This window comes from Pseudomonas lundensis, from assembly GCF_002269125.1.
GTDB lineage: Bacteria > Pseudomonadota > Gammaproteobacteria > Pseudomonadales > Pseudomonadaceae > Aquipseudomonas > Aquipseudomonas lundensis_A.
On the sequence record NZ_NQKI01000004.1, the window covers coordinates 1 to 18,326 of the forward strand.

Annotated in this window: 15 protein-coding genes and 1 pseudogene; 9 read left to right on the forward strand and 7 right to left on the reverse strand. The window is 55.5% G+C overall.

What is annotated here, in order from left to right:
* Positions 1 to 206: 206 nt before the first annotated feature.
* From CJF39_RS03895 to CJF39_RS03910, 4 genes and pseudogenes are all read right to left on the reverse strand, one after another.
* Positions 207 to 2,090, reverse strand: coding sequence for a hypothetical protein (locus CJF39_RS03895; RefSeq protein WP_094992235.1), 1,884 nt, complete (start codon positions 2,088 to 2,090; stop codon positions 207 to 209).
* Positions 2,077 to 3,894 (reverse strand): site-specific integrase, encoded by a 1,818-nt coding sequence (locus CJF39_RS03900; RefSeq protein ID WP_094992236.1) that lies wholly within the window; start codon positions 3,892 to 3,894, stop codon positions 2,077 to 2,079. Before CJF39_RS03900 ends, CJF39_RS03895 begins: the two co-directional genes overlap by 14 nt.
* A 2-nt stretch (positions 3,895 to 3,896) precedes the next feature.
* Complete coding sequence (locus CJF39_RS03905; protein ID WP_094992237.1) at positions 3,897 to 5,000, reverse strand: tyrosine-type recombinase/integrase; 1,104 nt, start codon at positions 4,998 to 5,000, stop codon at positions 3,897 to 3,899.
* Positions 5,001 to 5,539: 539 nt separating this feature from the next.
* Positions 5,540 to 5,998, reverse strand: a pseudogene (locus CJF39_RS03910) (DUF808 family protein); the annotation flags it as partial.
* Positions 5,999 to 6,129: 131 nt separating this feature from the next.
* Between CJF39_RS03910 and CJF39_RS03915 the strand changes: the two are divergent.
* The gene (locus tag CJF39_RS03915; protein WP_094992238.1) at positions 6,130 to 6,735 is read left to right on the forward strand and encodes a TetR/AcrR family transcriptional regulator; all 606 of its coding nucleotides are present in this window, start codon (positions 6,130 to 6,132) and stop codon (positions 6,733 to 6,735) included.
* Positions 6,736 to 6,791: 56 nt separating this feature from the next.
* Here the strand turns inward: CJF39_RS03915 and CJF39_RS03920 are convergent, their stop codons facing one another.
* A complete protein-coding gene (locus CJF39_RS03920) occupies positions 6,792 to 7,232 on the reverse strand; it encodes a GlcG/HbpS family heme-binding protein (RefSeq protein ID WP_094992239.1) in 441 nt (146 codons plus the stop codon).
* A gap of 267 nt (positions 7,233 to 7,499) precedes the next feature.
* Here CJF39_RS03920 and gcl point away from each other — a divergent pair, with 267 nt between their 5' ends.
* From gcl to CJF39_RS03955, 7 genes are all read left to right on the forward strand, one after another.
* Positions 7,500 to 9,275, forward strand: coding sequence for a glyoxylate carboligase (gcl, locus tag CJF39_RS03925; RefSeq protein WP_094992240.1), 1,776 nt, complete (start codon positions 7,500 to 7,502; stop codon positions 9,273 to 9,275).
* A gap of 59 nt (positions 9,276 to 9,334) precedes the next feature.
* A complete protein-coding gene (gene hyi / locus CJF39_RS03930; protein ID WP_094992241.1) occupies positions 9,335 to 10,117 on the forward strand; it encodes a hydroxypyruvate isomerase in 783 nt (260 codons plus the stop codon).
* Positions 10,118 to 10,207: 90 nt separating this feature from the next.
* Positions 10,208 to 11,098, forward strand: coding sequence for a 2-hydroxy-3-oxopropionate reductase (locus CJF39_RS03935; RefSeq protein ID WP_094992242.1), 891 nt, complete (start codon positions 10,208 to 10,210; stop codon positions 11,096 to 11,098).
* Between the two features lie 74 nt (positions 11,099 to 11,172).
* On the forward strand, positions 11,173 to 12,072 hold the full coding sequence (locus CJF39_RS03940) for an urea transporter (RefSeq protein WP_094992243.1): 900 nt from the start codon (positions 11,173 to 11,175) through the stop codon (positions 12,070 to 12,072).
* Between the two features lie 39 nt (positions 12,073 to 12,111).
* On the forward strand, positions 12,112 to 12,933 hold the full coding sequence (locus tag CJF39_RS03945) for an ion transporter (RefSeq protein WP_094992244.1): 822 nt from the start codon (positions 12,112 to 12,114) through the stop codon (positions 12,931 to 12,933).
* 83 nt (positions 12,934 to 13,016) lie between these two features.
* On the forward strand, positions 13,017 to 14,018 hold the full coding sequence (locus CJF39_RS03950) for a sulfate ABC transporter substrate-binding protein (RefSeq protein WP_094992245.1): 1,002 nt from the start codon (positions 13,017 to 13,019) through the stop codon (positions 14,016 to 14,018).
* Between the two features lie 186 nt (positions 14,019 to 14,204).
* Positions 14,205 to 16,142, forward strand: coding sequence for a DNA topoisomerase III (locus CJF39_RS03955; RefSeq protein ID WP_094992246.1), 1,938 nt, complete (start codon positions 14,205 to 14,207; stop codon positions 16,140 to 16,142).
* A 28-nt stretch (positions 16,143 to 16,170) separates the two neighbouring features.
* On the opposite strand, the gene CJF39_RS03960 is transcribed toward CJF39_RS03955, so the two are convergent.
* Entirely contained in the window at positions 16,171 to 17,013 is an 843-nt protein-coding gene (locus CJF39_RS03960; RefSeq protein WP_094992247.1) for a PhzF family phenazine biosynthesis protein, read from the reverse strand.
* A gap of 133 nt (positions 17,014 to 17,146) precedes the next feature.
* Between CJF39_RS03960 and CJF39_RS03965 the strand changes: the two genes are divergently transcribed.
* Positions 17,147 to 17,869 carry an SDR family oxidoreductase gene (locus CJF39_RS03965; RefSeq protein WP_094992248.1) on the forward strand — a complete coding sequence of 241 codons (723 nt, stop codon included), beginning with the start codon at positions 17,147 to 17,149 and terminating at the stop codon, positions 17,867 to 17,869.
* A gap of 45 nt (positions 17,870 to 17,914) precedes the next feature.
* Here CJF39_RS03965 and CJF39_RS03970 read toward each other — a convergent pair whose 3' ends face one another.
* Positions 17,915 to 18,313, reverse strand: coding sequence for a hypothetical protein (locus tag CJF39_RS03970; RefSeq protein ID WP_094992249.1), 399 nt, complete (start codon positions 18,311 to 18,313; stop codon positions 17,915 to 17,917).
* Positions 18,314 to 18,326: the final 13 nt, after the last annotated feature.

Consider the following 18,326-nt stretch of genomic DNA (forward strand, 5'->3'; position numbering starts at 1 on the left):
GCCATCTTGGCCTCCTGGCTTTAATGGCGGTGTATTTTACAGAAAATCGTATTTCTTGGGTTTACGTACAGAGCCTAGCTTCGCTAAACTAGATTGCGTAGCAGGAAGCTTTATATTCTTGTCGATCTGAGCTAGGGCAGCGATAATTGCCGCAGTCACTAACTCAAAGTCTTCTGAGTTTTTTGCATCAAAAGCCGACATAATAATTACTTCACCCTAAGAGAGGCGATCACCCCATCAGCTTCTGCAATAGCCTTCTCAAACTGCTCTTTACCATAGAAGAACCGTGAATCATTAAGCATATCCATGTTGTGATCTCTCACAGCTTTCCATCCAGGAATATGTTCATCCGTGATCACAGCATTCCTGCATTGATTTGGGTTGCACCGCAGTTGACCGATACATGGAATATCTTTAGCGCCGCCCGGGTCAGATTTTCTGCCAGTGCAGTAGCCAAGTGCGGTATTGGCGAAGACGGCATCGGTCAACCTGCCAAGCTCGTCCATAATCTCCAACTTGGTATAACCAGCGCCTATCATCCCCTCGAAATAATCCTGCCTTCTCTGATTAAAGTCATGAGCGCCGCCACCAGAGATAACCGAGTCAGGGGAAAAAATCTGCTCGACCTTATCCTTCTTGAATTCCGACAAAAAGAAGCCCGCCATCCCAGACTGAAGTAACGCAGCACTATTGCCATAAGCCATGGTAGCCTCAGGAGGCAAATTTAGCGCCTGATCATACACATGCTTCAACTGATAACTGATATACGGCATACCCAGCTTCGCCTTGATCATTTGTCGAGTAAGAGAATGTTTGTATTGATGTGAGTTGAATACCCAGTCATTGAAGGTTCCATTACCATCGATCTTACAAAAATATTTTTTCATAGCGACATGAAAACCGGAGTAGGAGTACCCTTGCTTCCCATCCACCCCATTTTCCATATCAGTACCTGTCATCAAATTATTCTGTGAGAAAAGATAACTGCTAGCTTTGATCGGAGCTAGTGCCTCTAATGCCTCAACCGCATCCATAACGGCATCAATAGCCACCCACATTTCATCACTCAAGTCCGCAGCCGACTTCGTTTTAAACACCTTACCAGTGACGACATTGTAACCATCAACCTTGCTCCGGCAGCCTATCATCAAGCTAGCGAGCTCAGAAAAACGGCCACCAATATACAGCCCAACAACACACTGAGAGGCCATATTAACTTCGCTCAAATAATCCGCAATTTCACCAATTGACGCTCCCTTACGCATCAACCTTCTTTCGACATGAGATTTTCGACGACCACCCGCGCCAGCAACCCGATAAGCTACATACTCCGAAAATAAGTATTTCATATCGTGATTCGCGATTGCGTTACTCGGCGCGTACTCATACTCATCTTCATTTAAAATCGGCAATCCCATTCGACGCAAAAAATCCTTCACTCGCGCCAACGATGAGTAACTAGCTTCGGCAAATTGCTCATCAGTTAGCCATCGCACCTCCTTCCCTTTTACCACATCCGCAGATACGAGTTCTTGCCTTGGTTTTGACAAAAGCCCTTTCAGAAAAAGGTTTGTTTTGGCATCAAACTTCATATCTTGGCCAATAATTTGACCCGCAGCAGCGCTGAACACCAAATTCAAAATTGGTTTGAGCTCATGCCGATTTCCAGCATAATTTCTGAGGGCAGCTTCAATATCCGCCTCGGTGATATCACCCAAAGAAATATCCAGTGCAAAAATATCAGTAACCGCTAACAGCTTCTCCAATAACCTGAGAATAACTTTTGCTCTAGGAACAATAGTTTGCGCCTTGAGATTTTTTTTGCTACCAAACCAAGTAGGAATCTTCGTGTAATAAAGAAAGATCGTCTGCAATTCGCTAACAATCCTAGGACTGACTTTACGCTCAGCCCAATTTATCCTCAGTCGAGTCGGATCAATAGAGCGTGCTCGCACCTTGACATCCGCTAGAAAACTCCAGACAGATTCCCCCACCAATGAAACAGACGAAATCCTAATCTTTGCAGCTAGCTCACAACAACCACCTTTCCTAGCCTCTTCGAGTAAAAATTCAATTTCAGACTTGTTCATATTTGCCTCTTACCAGAAAAGGATCCACGTAGACCTCAAGATTTCGAGACTGCTGATTCGCCTTACTTAGAACCGAATGCGAGAAATCACTGTTCTCACCTAAAATACCGTCAAGAACACTCAGATTCTGGATAAGGACGGCGCGATGCGTTGTAGCCCCCGCACCATTCTCAAGTGAGAATTTGTACCCACGTCGCATCGCAAGCAGCCTCGGCAGATGCTCCTCCAGTATTACTACCTTTGAACATCTCAAGCACATATTGAAATTTGTGCACGCCTGCCCCTCTATCCACCCTGTTGCCTTCTTTACTCGAGCTGGTGGGTTATATACATCTAGGCACAACGCTGTCGCGGTGGTAAAAATGATTGATGGATCATTGGTCTTTCCCACCGCAATTTGTTTAGGCTGCCTTACTTGATCTTCCCTATTCTTTCGAATATTGGAAAGACACTTATGAATTTCGCGCCTCGCTTTTGGAGCAAAATTATGCTTATCAATATATCGCATGGTTGTAATGACATCACTGTGGCCAAGAATCGCTTGAATCACAGAGATATCGACACCAGCACTCATAAGCTTCGACACCAATGATGGGCGCAGCCGAGATATATTAATCTCTAGCAAGTCTCCGCGATCATCTCGCAAGTCATACTTTTCAACCATGTATCGACACCAGTCGTGCATACATTTATTTGGCTGCAGTAAATTTCTGACTTGCCCCGCTGCACGCCCGTATGTGGGCATATAGATGAAGAGGTAATCCTCTTCGCTTTCCGTCAGCTCAGACCGGATCGGTCTTGTGATGTCGAGAACTCGGATCCATATTTTTTCAATATTACTAGACTGCTTTTCTTCCAGAGGCATAACATCTTTTGTTTCCGCACTAACCTTCTCCAAATGCGCTGTCAGGAGTCCCTCGTGAAGGTCAGTATCACCTTGACCTCTCTGCTTCCAATAATAAATGCACGGCTTACCGGTCAGTGGATGAGACTTAATGTAATCATTTGTCTTGAGCGATTGGGCAGGAGTTGCATTCAGCCCTGTCCACGTAACTAGCTTGAACATGAATGGTATAATGACAAAGGCATCAATTCCCAAAATCACTCCCCACCGAAGGAATAAAACTCTTATACCGCCGTGCTTTTTTGCAGCGAAATAAAATTTCTTTTGAGCATTGCTCATTGTTTTAGAATGGACGAATGCTTTACAGCCTAGCTTATTCTCAAACCACCACTTCAAGTTATCCTCATCATCGCTCCAGCCAGGCGCAAAACGAGTACCGATAAATTCAGGTGGCACTCCTTTGCCTGACGGAACGTACCCTGCCATTAAATTGCTTTCAACAAAGGCGATCTCATCATCAAGTGCCTTATCAAATTGCTGAAACTCATTATCCGAAAACGAGCTTCGCATGGCAGTTTCCCTGAAGGTGGGATCAAGAACCACATCCAGAAAACCTCGATAACCGTAAAACGAATTCACCACTGCATAAGAGAGCACCCCGCGTACAGCAGACAACACTGTAGCCCGATAGGATGAAGAATAGGGCTGAAAGTCCATATGGTTTTTGAGATGAACCAAAAAATATTGATCAAACTCATGGCCGACACGTATTATTTTCCCTGCAAACCTGGGATCAGAAGCAATAAAGTTCATCACCAGGCCCTTCGCCCCCCTATATGTCGATATCGTAGCTAGAACATTATACCTAGCAATGCTTGCATCAAAAATTGCAGCAACTTCAGCTAGAGGTGCCTCTGAAGTCGCCAAAGGCAAACTATGCTCAAATACTGAATAGCGCACAATTATTCCTTCTCTTTACTACGCGACAAGTAGGTAGACTCATAAATCTTCTTAGCTTCAAGATATCTCGGCTTTACATACCTTACTCCTAGCTCATCTACAAATAGCGCCGGAGAGACCCCGGCATAAACATTAGTTGTTGACAATTGCTCATGACCAAACTGCTCTTTGATAAGTATAAGCTTTTGGATATGATCGTCACCTAGCTCACCTGTTAAAAAGGTGAGAGCTGTACCATGCCTCAACCGGTGCGGGCTTACTGTTTTTGATTTAAAGCCAACTCTTCTGGCAGCATCCGCTATCAGCTTCTGGACACCTTTGATAGTCATCGGCTTGCCGAAAGTATTCAAAAAAGCAGGTTTAACACCTTTATAAGCAGCAAATCTGTATCGGGCGGAGCTATGGTATTTTTTAATCCTTGCGTAAACAGCGCGCGTGATTATCACCGTCCGCTCTTTAATTTCTCCCGCCTTCCCTTTACTTCCTCGTACCGTCAGGGGAAGGTACGCTAACTCAGCTGGTAAATTTTCCAGCTCATCTATGTCATCCTTAGTAACCCGAACCAACTCGGACACACGCAGCCCCAAGTCGTACAATGTATGAACAGCGCATCGTTGCGACTCCCAGTACATACCCCCAAGCAATTTACAAACTTGCTCATGAGTGACATACCTAGGTCTTTTCCGTTTCGGCTTCGGGGTATCTAGTTTCTTATTCTCGAAGCCGCTACTTTTTCTGACACGACCACCTTCGGACGAGGCTAGCCAGCCAAACATTCCGCTTATAATAGTTTCTCGCAACCTTACATAAGAGGTTTCGTACCCCTGCCCTTTGAGCAAGACTAAATATGTACTTATGACCGAGCGAGAAATACCACATAAAATATCATCTATGGAATAACCTAGATAAAGATCTAAACTTTTCAAGTAATTACAAAAACTTTTTAAGTGATCAGCATACAATAAAATTACTGGGAGAGCATGCTTATTAGTTTCAGACTTAGCTTTTAAGTACGCACTTGGCAACTCTGCAAGATCTCCATCTTTTGAAAATAGCACCGGACATAACTTTAACTTCCTTTTCGTTCTGACATTTACAACATTCATGCCGCGAACGATAAATACTGATCCGCACAATCGCAAGAAAAAAACCGCTTCGCTTTAGACCAATTTCTAGAACTTCGACCAACAGATATAACCAGCAATTTTAACTTAATTAATTAACTATATATTGCCAAACGCGATCACCTCACAACACCATGCCGAAACGATGGTGAACAAAGCAGGTTTTTTAACCGTATAAGTTGGAATGGCCCTGAAACTATCCAGTCGAATGGAGTATTGAGACTCGCATGACGCATTAGTGGTAACCCCCACATCACACATCCCCTGAGGCAGAAGGGAAAGAGCCAAGCGGCAGTGGGTGATGAGTATCGCTGGCTGCGATCTGGGCTTGGAATAAGTCGGCATACCATATACGTACCTTGGTGTCCTACCAAAGCGGTTCCGGCACCGGATCTTATTTCTGGCAGTGTTCGATTCTTTTGCGACGTGTAATGAGAACGAGGTGGGATACAGAGGAATGAACGCGGGGGCTAGAAGGTAGTAGCGAGAGCCGTATTGTGCATTTGGGGGCGGTGGTCAAAAAGGATGAAGTCGGTGCGTATCGCGCCTTTGATTTTGTCTTTCTCGAACGCCGCCAAGTCGATATCGGGGTTGGCCACAGCGTCAGACAAGGCCGCACGTGCTTGATGATCGGCGCCCTTGCTGTGCAAGAACTTGTGCGCCAGTTTTTCAAAGCCTTCAAAGCACAAATAGGCGCCGCCGACCATCAACAACGGCGTCACGGCCCACGGCGCAAACGCGCTGATCGCCAGCGCAGCGGGCACCAGAATCAGCTTGTTGCGAAACGAGCCCTTGGCGACTGCCCACACCACCGGCAATTCCCGTTCAGCCCGCACGCCGGAGACTTGCTGCGCGTTCAATGCCAGGTCATCGCCCAGCACCCCGGCGGTCTTTTTGGCGGCCATTTTTGTCATCAGCGCAACGTCATCGAGTACGGCGGCGATGTCGTCGAGCAACATCAGCAAACTGCTGCCTGCCATGGTGTCAGTCCCTTGTGAATTGAATGACGTCAAGCATAACGCGTGGCACCCCTCAAGCGGCAATCTTGAGCCGCTTGCAAGCCCGGTGCTACCATGCCCGACCGCCCCAGCAGGCAAGGAAATACGGGTTTATGAGCAGCATCCGCGAACGTAATAAAGAGCTGATTTTGCGCGCCGCCAGCGAAGAATTCGCTGACAAGGGTTTCGCCGCCAGCAAAACCAGCGACATCGCGGCCAAGGCAGGCGTGCCCAAGCCCAATGTGTATTACTACTTCAAATCCAAAGAAAACCTCTACCGCGAGGTCCTCGAAAGCATCATCGACCCTATTCTGCGGGCCTCGACCCCGTTCAATGCCGACGGTGAACCGAACGAAGTCCTGAGCAATTACATCCGCTCGAAGATCATGATCTCGCGCGACCTGCCGTTTGCCTCCAAGGTGTTCGCCAGCGAAATCATGCACGGCGCTCCGCACCTGAGTGAAAAACAGGTCGAGTTGCTCAATGCCCAGGCCAAACACAACATCGAATGCATCCAGATCTGGATCGACCGGGGCCAGATCGCCCCCATCGACCCGCACCACCTGATGTTCAGCATATGGGCCGCCACCCAGACTTACGCTGACTTCGACTGGCAGATTTCCGCCATCACCGGCAAAGCCAAACTCGACGACGGCGACTACGAGGCGGCGACCCGGACCATCATTCGCTTGGTGCTCAAAGGCTGTACGCCCGACTAATACCGCTCAGTCCTTAATGGCTGGCGCAGGCTGCGCCAGCCATTACACAACGCCGGTCAGACCACCACCCCTGCATCTGCCCGCAAGCCTTGCGCCTCGATGGCGCTGATCGCGCATTGCTCATCAATGTCCGATGTATCGCCGCTGATCCCCATCGCGCCAATTACCTGCCCGTGCTCGTCGCGTATCAACACGCCACCCGGCGCGGGCACAACATCACTTTTGCCCATGCCATTGAGTGCCGCAAAAAACGCTGGCCGCTGCTGCGCATCCAGCGCCAACAGGCGCGAACCTTTGCCCAGGGCGATTGCGCCCCAAGCTTTGCCAATGGCAATACTGGGGCGAAGCAGGCTCGCGCCGTCTTCACGTTGCAACGCCACCAGATGTCCACCGCCATCAAGCACCGCCACCGCCAGCGGCGCAGCCGCGATCTGACGCCCGGCCGCAAGGGCCTGGGTGGCCAGGTTTAACGCCAGTTTCAAAGTTAACGCACTCATGGTTGCCGTCCTTCGTCTTGTTATTGGAAAGCCTTTAGGGCGTCTTGGAAGACGTCTCGACAACACCAATAGAACACAATAAATATTCATCTTGTATACAATTATTTGGCGGCTTTCCCCTTAAAAATCTCTAAACCTGCCTAATACAAGGGTGTCGGTCTATCAACAATTGATTGAACAAAAGCCATTGACCTGCACCGGGGCGGATGAATACACTCAGCCCACAGCCACTTGTATACAATTACAAAACGTAAGAGGCACAAAGCAATGAGCAAAATGAGAGCAATCGAAGCCGCCGTTCTGGTGATGCGTCGCGAAGGTGTCGATACCGCATTCGGTATCCCGGGCGCCGCCATCAATCCGCTGTACTCGGCCCTGCAAAAGGTCGGCGGCATCGATCACGTACTTGCTCGCCACGTGGAAGGCGCCTCGCACATGGCCGAGGGTTACACCCGTACCAAGGCCGGCAATATCGGCGTGTGCATCGGCACATCAGGCCCTGCGGGCACTGACATGGTCACCGGTCTGTACAGCGCCTCGGCCGATTCGATCCCGATTTTGTGCATCACCGGTCAGGCCCCCCGCGCCCGTATGCACAAAGAAGATTTCCAGGCGGTCGACATCACCAGCATCGTCAAACCCGTGACCAAGTGGGCAACCACCGTGCTGGAACCGGGCCAGGTGCCATATGCCTTCCAGAAAGCCTTTTACGAAATGCGCTCCGGGCGCCCCGGCCCGGTGCTGATCGACCTGCCATTTGATGTACAAATGGCCGAGATCGAGTTCGACATCGACGCCTACGAACCGCTGCCACTGGCCAAGCCGAGCGCTACCCGCGTGCAGGTCGAAAAGGCGTTGGCCATGCTCGATCAGGCCGAGCGCCCGCTGTTGGTCAGCGGCGGCGGCGTCATCAATGCCGACGCCAGCGCACTGCTGGTGGAATTCGCTGAGCTGACCGGCATTCCGGTCATTCCGACCCTGATGGGCTGGGGCTCGATTGCTGACGATCACCCGCTGATGATGGGCATGGTCGGCTTGCAAACCTCGCACCGCTACGGCAACGCGACCCTGCTCAAATCCGACGTGGTGCTGGGCATCGGTAACCGTTGGGCCAACCGCCACACCGGTTCGGTCGAGGTCTACACCGAAGGCCGCCGCTTCATTCACGTGGACATCGAGCCGACGCAAATCGGGCGCGTCTTTACCCCGGATCTGGGCATTGTTTCCGACGCCGGTTTAGCCCTCAACGTGTTCCTTGAAGTAGCCCGCGAGTGGAAAGCCGCCGGCAAACTGAAAAACCGCAGCGCATGGCTGCAAGACTGCCAGCAACGCAAAGCCACCCTGCACCGCAAGACCCACTTCGACAACGTGCCGGTCAAGCCGCAGCGCGTGTATGAAGAGATGAACCAGGTATTTGGCAAAGACACTTGCTACGTCAGCACCATCGGTTTGTCGCAGATTGCCGGTGCGCAATTCCTGCACGTCTACAAGCCGCGCCACTGGATCAACTGCGGTCAGGCTGGCCCGCTCGGCTGGACCATTCCGGCTGCGCTGGGCGTGGTCAAGGCTGACCCGAACCGCAACGTCGTGGCGCTCTCCGGCGACTATGACTTCCAGTTCATGATCGAAGAGCTGGCCGTGGGCGCGCAGTTCAACCTGCCTTACATCCACGTAGTCGTGAACAACTCGTACCTGGGCTTGATCCGTCAGGCACAGCGCGGCTTTGAAATGGATTACTGCGTGCAGCTGTCGTTCGACAACCTCAATGCACCGGAACTGAACGGTTATGGCGTTGACCATGTGGCCGTGGCCGAAGGTTTGGGCTGCAAGGCGCTGCGTGTGTTCGAGCCGGGCCAGATCCAGCCGGCGCTGCGCCAGGCGCAAGAAATGATCAAAGAGTTCCGCGTACCGGTGGTGGTTGAGATTATTCTCGAGCGCGTGACCAACATTTCCATGGGCACCGAAATCAACGCCGTGAACGAGTTCGAAGACCTGGCACTGGTGGGCAACGACGCCCCGACCGCTATTTCGATGCTCGATTAACGTTAAGCCTTGCCCCTCTCCCACGGGGAGAGGGGACACCAAAATTGCAGGAGTCCACCATGCCGCGTTTTGCCGCCAACCTGTCCATGCTGTTCACCGAACAGGATTTTCTTGTCCGTTTTCAAGCGGCTGCCAACGCTGGTTTCCACGGCGTTGAATACCTGTTTCCGTACGACTACAGCTCTGCCGAAATCAAGGCCCAACTGGATGCCAACAAACTGACCCAGGTGCTGTTCAACCTGCCCGCGGGCGACTGGGCCAAAGGCGAGCGCGGGATTGCCTGCCTGCCGGACCGTGTCGAAGAATTTCGCGCCGGGGTCGATCTGGCCATCGCCTACGCCCAAGTACTGGGTAACGACCAAATCAACTGCCTGGCAGGCATTCGCCCACAGGGCATAGACGAGGCACTGATTGAAAAAACCTTCGTCAGCAACCTCAAATACGCCGCCGAAAAACTGCACGCGGTGGGCATCAAACTGGTGATGGAAGCCATCAACACCCGCGACATCCCCGGCTTCTACCTCAACAACACGCGTCAGGCGCTGGCCATTCAGGAGAAGGTCGGCAGCGCCAACCTGTTCCTGCAATACGACATCTACCACATGCAAATCATGGAAGGTGATTTGGCGCGCACCCTGCAAACGCACCTGCCGCAGATCAACCACATCCAATTGGCCGATAACCCGGGCCGCCACGAACCGGGCACCGGCGAAATCAACTACCGCTTCCTGTTCGAACACCTTGACCGCATCGGCTATCAAGGCTGGGTTGGCTGCGAATACAAGCCGTTAACCAGCACCGAAGCCGGGCTGGGCTGGCTCAAGACGCATAACGCGGTGTAAGGCTTTCGGTATCACGGGCTGCTGCACACCCCTTGGCAGCCCACAGCAGCGACTACGGCTGTTTATCCAATAAAAACAAGAGGATTTGTCATGGCTAAAATCGGATTTATCGGCACCGGCATCATGGGTTCGCCCATGGCCAGCAACCTGCAAAAGGCTGGCCACAGCCTGTTCCTGTCGACCCACCACGGCGCGGCCCCCGCCGACCTGGTGGCTGCAGGCGCCATCGCCCTGGCCAGCCCGAAAGAAGTGGCCCAGGAAGCCGAATTCATCATCGTCATGGTGCCGGACACCCCACAGGTGGAAGACGTACTGTTCCGCGAAGACGGGATCGCGGCAGGCCTGAGCCCGAATAAAGTGGTGATCGACATGAGTTCGATCTCGCCCACCGCGACCAAAGCGTTCGCTGAAAAAATCACTGCCAAAGGCGCGTACTACCTGGACGCACCCGTCTCTGGCGGTGAAGTCGGGGCCAAAGCGGGCACCCTGAGCATCATGGTCGGCGGTCAGGAGCAGATCTTCCAGCGCGCCCTGCCCCTGCTGCAAAACATGGGCAAAAACATCACCCTGGTGGGTGGCAATGGCGACGGCCAGACCGCCAAAGTGGCCAACCAGATCATCGTGGCCCTGAACATTCAGGCCGTCGCTGAAGCGCTGGTGTTTGCCGCCAAAAACGGTGCAGACCCGGCCAAGGTCCGTGAGGCACTGATGGGCGGCTTTGCGTCTTCCAAAATCCTTGAAGTACACGGCGAACGCATGATCAAAGGCACCTTCGATCCTGGCTTCCGCATCAGCCTGCACCAGAAGGACCTGAACCTGGCCCTGGCAGGCGCCCGCGAACTGGGGATCAACTTGCCCAACACGGCCAACGCACAGCAAGTGTTCAGCACCTGCGCTGCCATCGGTGGCAGCAACTGGGATCACTCGGCGCTGATCAAAGGCCTGGAACACATGGCCAACTTCTCGATCCGCGAGCAGTAACGCCACCCCTGTAGCCGCCGCCCACCCCCTGCGGCGGCTGCACACCTCTTTCCCCTCTGAAGTGTGTCATCACCATGCACGCCCCTTCATTCAGCCAGCCGTGTCCGGATTGGGCGACGGCCCTGTGCAACGGCTTCAGCCAGATTTTCCTGCAACGCCACCCGCTCTGCGGCGTGCTCTGTTTGCTGGCCATTGTGGTCGGCGCGCCTGCGCTGTTGGGTGGCGCGCTGCTGGGCGGGATCAGCGGTCTGTTGACCGCACAACGGCGCGGTTACCCCAAACCCGAGCGGCAGGCCGGGCTCTACAGTTACAACGGCGTGTTGCTGGGGTTGCTCCTGAGCCATCAACTGCCGTGGTCGCCCATGCTGCCCTTGCTAATCATTGCCAGTGCCGGACTGAGCGCCATGCTGGTCCATCAATGGCTCAAACGGGCGCCTGACGGTAATCGCCTCATGGCGTATACGGCGCCTTTCGTCGGTCTTGGGTGGCTGCTGCTCAGCGTCAATCCAGCATCCGTAACGGCGACCCTCCCCGTAGCAGAACTGAGCGGGCTCACGCTCACGCAAGGGCTGTTGAGTGGCATCGGCCAAGTCATGCTGCTGCAATCCCCCATCGCTGGCCTGTTGATAGTGACCGGGCTGTGGCTGAGCAGCCGCCGCGCTGCCCTGTGGGCGCTGGCAGGCGCTTTCGCGGGGATGGGGTTGCATCTGCTACAGCACGACCCGGCCCCTGCATTAAGCGGACTGGCGGGCTATAACCCGGCGCTGGCAGCGTTGGCGTTGAGCCAGCACACGCGTCAGCCCTGGCGACCGTTGGCTGGCATCCTGCTTGCCGTACTGCTCACGCCCGGTTTTGCCGCGCTCGGGCTGCCTGCGCTGACCGCGCCATTTATTCTCAGTTGCTGGCTGGTACACGCCAGCGTGCGCCTTTTAAAACCGGCAAATGAGCAATCACGGTTGCGCATTGAGCGCTAATCCCCGAATCTTCTTACCTTTGAGATTCGAGCTTCGTACATGAATAACAACGACTGGCGCCAGCGGCTCTACGTGATGGTTTTTCAAGCCGACACCCCCGCCGGACGCCGTTTCGACACCACATTACTGCTGATTATTTTGTGCAGCCTGGTGGTGGTGATCCTTGACAGTATCGACAGCATCCACCGCGATTACGCCAACCTGCTGGCCTACATCGAGTGGGGTTTTACGTTTGTCTTTGCCGTGGAATACGGCCTGCGTCTGTATTGCTCACCCAAACCCCTGCGCTACGCGTTCAGCTTTTACGGGCTGGTGGATTTGCTGGCCATCGTGCCGGGAATTCTGGCGATCTATTACAGCGATGCGCAGTATCTGTTGATTATTCGCATCATCCGCATGCTGCGAATCTTTCGGGTACTCAAGCTGGTGCCCTACTTGAGTCAGGCCAATTACCTACTCTCGGCCCTGCGCGGCAGCAAACAGAAAATCATCGTGTTTCTGGTCAGCGTTTCCACGCTGGTCACAGTATTCGGCACCCTGATGTACGTGGTGGAGGGGCCTGAAAACGGTTTTACCAGCATCCCGGTCAGCATCTATTGGGCCATCGTCACCCTGACCACGGTGGGCTTCGGCGATATCGTGCCGAAGACCCCGTTCGGGCAAATTATCTCGGCCATGGTGATGATCACCGGTTACTCGATCATCGCTGTGCCCACCGGGATTTTCACCGCCGAATTGGCCAACGCCATGCGCGGCGAACAGCTCAAACACAACTGCCCCACCTGCAAAAAAGAACGCCATGAACAATCGGCGTCTTTTTGTTCGCGCTGCGGCAATGCACTTTTTACCAAAAATGCATAAGCACTGATTTTTTTAATCTTTTAAGCACTAAACGTCAGCGGCTATAGTTGCTGGCAATTTGCACCGACAACAAGGAATGAGCAGTGAAAAACCTTTTTAGCGCCTCTGTGCTCGCCGCCAGCCTGGCGTTTATGGGCATCGCCCAAGCCGCTCCCAAGCCGCTGCTGAACGTGTCATACGACGTCATGCGCGATTTCTACAAAGACTATAACCCGGCGTTCCAAAAACACTGGGAGGCGCAACACGACGGGAAGCAATTGGTGCAAATGTCGTTCGGCGGCTCCAGCAAACAAGCACGCTCGGTGATCGACGGGCTGCCCGCTGACGTCATCACCATGAACATGGCCACCGACATCAATGCTCTGGCCGATAACGGCAAACTGGTGCCTGAGAATTGGGTCACCCGCTTGCCGAACAACAGTGCACCGTTCACCTCGGCCACCGTGTTTATTGTGCGCAAAGGTAACCCCAAAGCCCTGAAAGACTGGCCGGACCTGGTCAAGGATGGCGTGCAAGTGATCGTGCCGAACCCAAAAACCTCGGGCAATGGCCGTTACACCTTCCTGTCCGCCTGGGGCTATGTCCTGAAAAACGGCGGGGATGAAGCAAAAGCCAGAGCCTTCCTCGGCAAGATGTTCAAACAAGTGCCCGTTCTGGACACCGGCGGCCGTGCAGCGACAACCACCTTCATGACCAACCAGATCGGCGACGTGCTGGTGACCTTTGAAAACGAAGCGGAAATGATCGCCCGTGAATTTGGCCGCGACCAGTTCGAAGTGATTTACCCCAGCGTTTCGGCCGAAGCTGAACCGCCAGTGACTGTGGTCGACAAAGTGGTCGACAAAAAAGGCACGCGTGAGGTGGCTGAAGCCTATTTGAAGTATTTGTGGTCGCCTGAAGGTCAGGAAATCGCAGCTAAAAACTACCTGCGCCCACGTAACCCGGAGATTCTGGCCAAGTACAGCGATCGCTTCCCGAAAGTCGACTTTCTCTCTGTGGAGAAAACCTTCGGCGACTGGCGCGAGGTGCAAAAAACCTACTTCAATGACGGCGGCGTGTTCGATCAGGTCTACTCGCCCAATTAACCCATGCGACACGGCCGCAACGGCTGTCAGGTGACGCGAGGCTTCGACATTGATCGACACCTCGCGCCTCATCAGCGACGACAGCACCTGCACCTTGAGCTGTACATAAATACAGTAAAAACAGTTGCCCCGATTTCAATCTCTGCCATGCTGTGCACCTTCTGCGCAGCATGAACGAGTGAAACGATGCGGCTGTTTTTGTGTGAAAAACCTTCCCAGGCCAAAGATATTGCGGCCGTGCTCGGCGCCAGCCGTCGCGGTGACGGCTGCTGGGTGGGCCCCAATGCCACCGTCACCTGGTGCATCGGTCATTTACTCGAAACCGCTCCGCCCGACGCCTACGACGAGCGCTACAAACGCTGGGTGCTGGCCGACCTGCCCATCGTGCCGCAGCAGTGGAAGATGCGCGTCAAACCCAAAACCGCCAGCCAGTTCAAGGCCGTCAAGCGCCTGCTGGGCGAAGCCCGGGAGCTGGTAATCGCCACCGACGCCGACCGTGAAGGCGAAATGATCGCCCGCGAGCTGATCGAACACTGCCGCTATCGCGGGCCGATCCAGCGTCTGTGGCTGTCGGCACTGGACGACGCCTCGATCCGCAAGGCACTGGCCGCGCTCAAGCCCGGCGCCGAGACCTTCAACCTGTATCACGCGGCCTTGGGGCGCTCCCGGGCCGATTGGCTGATCGGCATGAACATGAGCCGCCTGTTTACCCTGCTCGGGCGTCAGTCGGGCTACCAGGGTGTGCTCCCTGTTGGCCGCGTACAAACCCCGACCTTGCGCCTGGTGGTGGACCGCGACCGCAGCATCAACGACTTCATCCCCGTCGCCTACTGGGCCATTGATGTGCAACTCAACCATGACGGGCACCTGTTTATCGCGCAATGGCGCGCCGCCCCTGACACCTGCGACGATCAGGACCGCTGCCTGAATCAGGCCCACGCGCAGCAAGCCGCCATGGCAATGCAAAACGCCAGCACCGCACGGGTGATCTCACTGCGCACCGAGCGCATGCGTGAAGTCGCGCCGCTGCCGTTCGACCTCGGCACGTTGCAAGAAGTATGTTCCAAGAAATTGGGGCTGGGCGCGCAAGAAACCCTCGACATCGCCCAGTCACTGTATGAAACCTACAAAGTCATCACCTACCCGCGCAGCGACTGCGGCTACCTGCCACAAAGCCAGCACGCGGAAGCCGCTTCAATCCTCGGGGCGTTGCAGCAGGCCGATCCAGCCTTGCAGCCGCTGGCAGGATTTCTGGACCCGCAACGCCGTTCTCGGGCATGGAACGACGCCAAGGTCAGCGCTCACCACGGGATCATCCCCACGGCCGCCGCAAAAAACCTCGAACGCCTGAGCGGTAAGCAGCGGGCCGTCTACACATTGATTCGCGCGCGCTATCTGGCGCAATTCCTGCCCAACCATGAGTACGATCGCACTCAGGCGGATTTCGACTGCGCGGGGCATGCGCTGCGAGCGGTGGGCAAGCAAATTGTCGAACCGGGCTGGAAGCGCGCCCTGCCTGAAGCCCTCGCCCCTGCCAAGGGCCGCGAAGCCCCGGCACCTCAGCCGTTGCCGCGCCTGAACGAGGGCCTCGATTGCGCTGTGGCGAACGTACTGCTCAAAGACCTGTGGACCCAGCCGCCCAAGCCGTTCACCGAAGGCGACTTGATCAAGGCCATGAAAAACGTCGCCAAGTGGGTCCAGGACCCGCTGCTCAAGCAAAAACTCAAGGACACCACCGGCATCGGCACCGAAGCCACCCGCGCCGGGATCATTCAGGGCTTGCTGGACCGCGGGTATCTGAACAAAAACGGCAAGGCGTTGGCGGCCACGCCAGCGGCCTTCAGCCTGATCGACGCCGTGCCACGCGCCATCGCAGACCCCGGCACCACGGCGATCTGGGAACAAGCGCTAGACATGGTGCAAAGCGGCGAAATGAGCCTCGACATCTTCGTCGCCAAACAGGCGGCATGGATGAGCAAACACATCGAACGTTGCAGCGGCCTGCAAATGACCCTGCGCGGCCCGGCCAGCCCGGCGGGGGGCGCCCCCCCGTGGAAGAAAAAACGCAAGGCAGCCGCAGGCAAACCCAAGGCCAAACGTGCCGTTAAGGCCACAGGCGCCTGATCGGGCACCTGTGCTGCAAGCCTTGTGCTTAAAGCGCCAGGCGGCCCGAGATGCACGTCACGGCAGCGCCGCCCACCCAAATATCTGCACCGACGCGCTCAATAGCGACACGGCCCGCCCGGGCCATCGCGGTGCCCTGGCTCACCACATAACGCTCCGGCGCCAGCCCTTCGGCCATCAGCCACTGCGCCAGACCGGCGTTCAGGCTGCCGGTGACCGGGTCTTCCTGCATACCGTCCCCGGCGATAAAGGCACGCACTTCAAAATGAGCGTCATCGCCGTCCTTCTCGCTGTCCCACGGCGCAATCACCCCCAAAGCCAGCCCCAACAGTTGCGGGTAGTCCGGCTCCAAAGCCAGCACCTGCGCCCGGTCGCGCAGCATGATGGCCACCCATTCCGGCCCATTGTCGACCCAATTCGCGCGCACCACCGCCTGCGGTTCAATCCGCAAACCCGAGCAGATGCGCTGCATCAGAGCCTCATCCACCGGCCCGCTGCGCAACAAGGGCGGCGCCTTGAAGGCCAGTTGTCCAGCCTCGCGCCGAATGCCGATCAGGCCGGCGCTGCATTCCTGGACAATCTCTTGTGCCTTGGGCTGCCCCCCGGCTTCAAGCCAGGCATGGCAACTGCCCAACGTCGGGTGCCCGGCAAAGGGTAATTCGCGCAGGGTGGTGAAGATGCGCAAGCGATAATCGGCCAATGGGTTGCGCGGTTTGAGTACGAAGGTGGTTTCACTGAGGTTGGTCCAGCGGGCAAAGTCCGCCATCTGTGCATCACTCAGGCCGTCGGCGTTTAACACCACGGCCACGGGGTTGCCCTTGAGCGCACTGCTGCTGAACACATCCACTTGCTTGAATTCGAATTGATTCACACGCAACTCCTGTCAAATACGCACCCCCATGGCAGTGCCCGCACGGGTGCTGGGTCGGGTAGCCCGCAACATAGAATCTCGCGCCCCACGTGACAAGGTATTATCCCCGCCAGTTTTCACTCTGGAGTTCAGCATGACCGCACGTACCTTTCTCATCACCGCCGCCAGTAAAGGAATCGGACGCGCGCTGGCGATTTATCTGTCAGAAGCAGGCCACACCGTCGTCGGCATTGCGCGCCATGCCGACGACCCTTCCTTCCCCGGCACGCTGGTGGCGCTGGACTTGGCGGACCGTGCGCGCAGTGCGCAGGTCCTGGCCGAACTGAGCGAACGCTTTGCATTTGACGGGCTGGTTAACAACGTCGGGCTGGTGTGCCCGCAGGCGTTGGGCGAGATTGATCTGGAAGCCTTCGACGACGTCATGCGGGTCAACCTGCATTCGGCTTTACAAGCCACTCAAGCCCTGCTGCCAGGCATGCGCACCCGGGGTTGGGGACGTATCGTGAACATTTCCAGCTTGACCGTGCTGGGCATCACGCAGCGCACGGCCTATGCGGCAGCCAAGGCCGCGCTGGTCAGTTTCACCCGCTCGTGGTCGCTGGAACTGGCGCAAACCGGGATCACCGTCAACGCCGTAGCACCCGGCCCGACCGAAACCGAGCTGTTCCGCGCCAACAACCCGCCGGGGTCCGAAGGCGAAGCCCGTTATCTGGCAGGCGTACCCATGGCGCGCCTGGGCCAACCCCACGAGATTGCCTCTGCGATTGCGTTTTTGCTGTCTGAAAACAGTGGCTATATCACGGGCCAAACCCTGTTCGTTGACGGCGGTGCATCGGTGGGCAAAGCCGCGTTTTAACGACGCGCCATAAAAAACGGCGACCTGTGCAGGTCGCCGTTCAACTTACTTGAACTGCCGGCTCAACCCCGGCGGCACGCCGCTGATGTCGGTCTCTTCCCACGGCCCGTTCGGGCTGACAGAACGGCTCCAGCCGTTGCTCCAGCGGTAGTACGTGCGCTGGCGATAGAACGTGTTCGGCTGAGCATCCAAGACATACACCCCCAAACGCGCATCCCAATGGCTTGGCCCGCCCGGTGGCGGAGCAAAAGTGGCCGACGTCCGCGGCAGCGGTTTTGGCGGCTTGGGAATCGGCATGTCGGGCAACGGCTTTGCCGCGGGCGATGACGGCTGCGGCACGCGCGCAGGCGCGGTTGGAGCCTGCTGATCCGAAGGCTGATGAACCGCACAGGCGCTCAGGCCTAAGGCGAAACTGAGCAGGGTGATGCGGGCAAGCGGTCTCATACGGTGTTCTCTT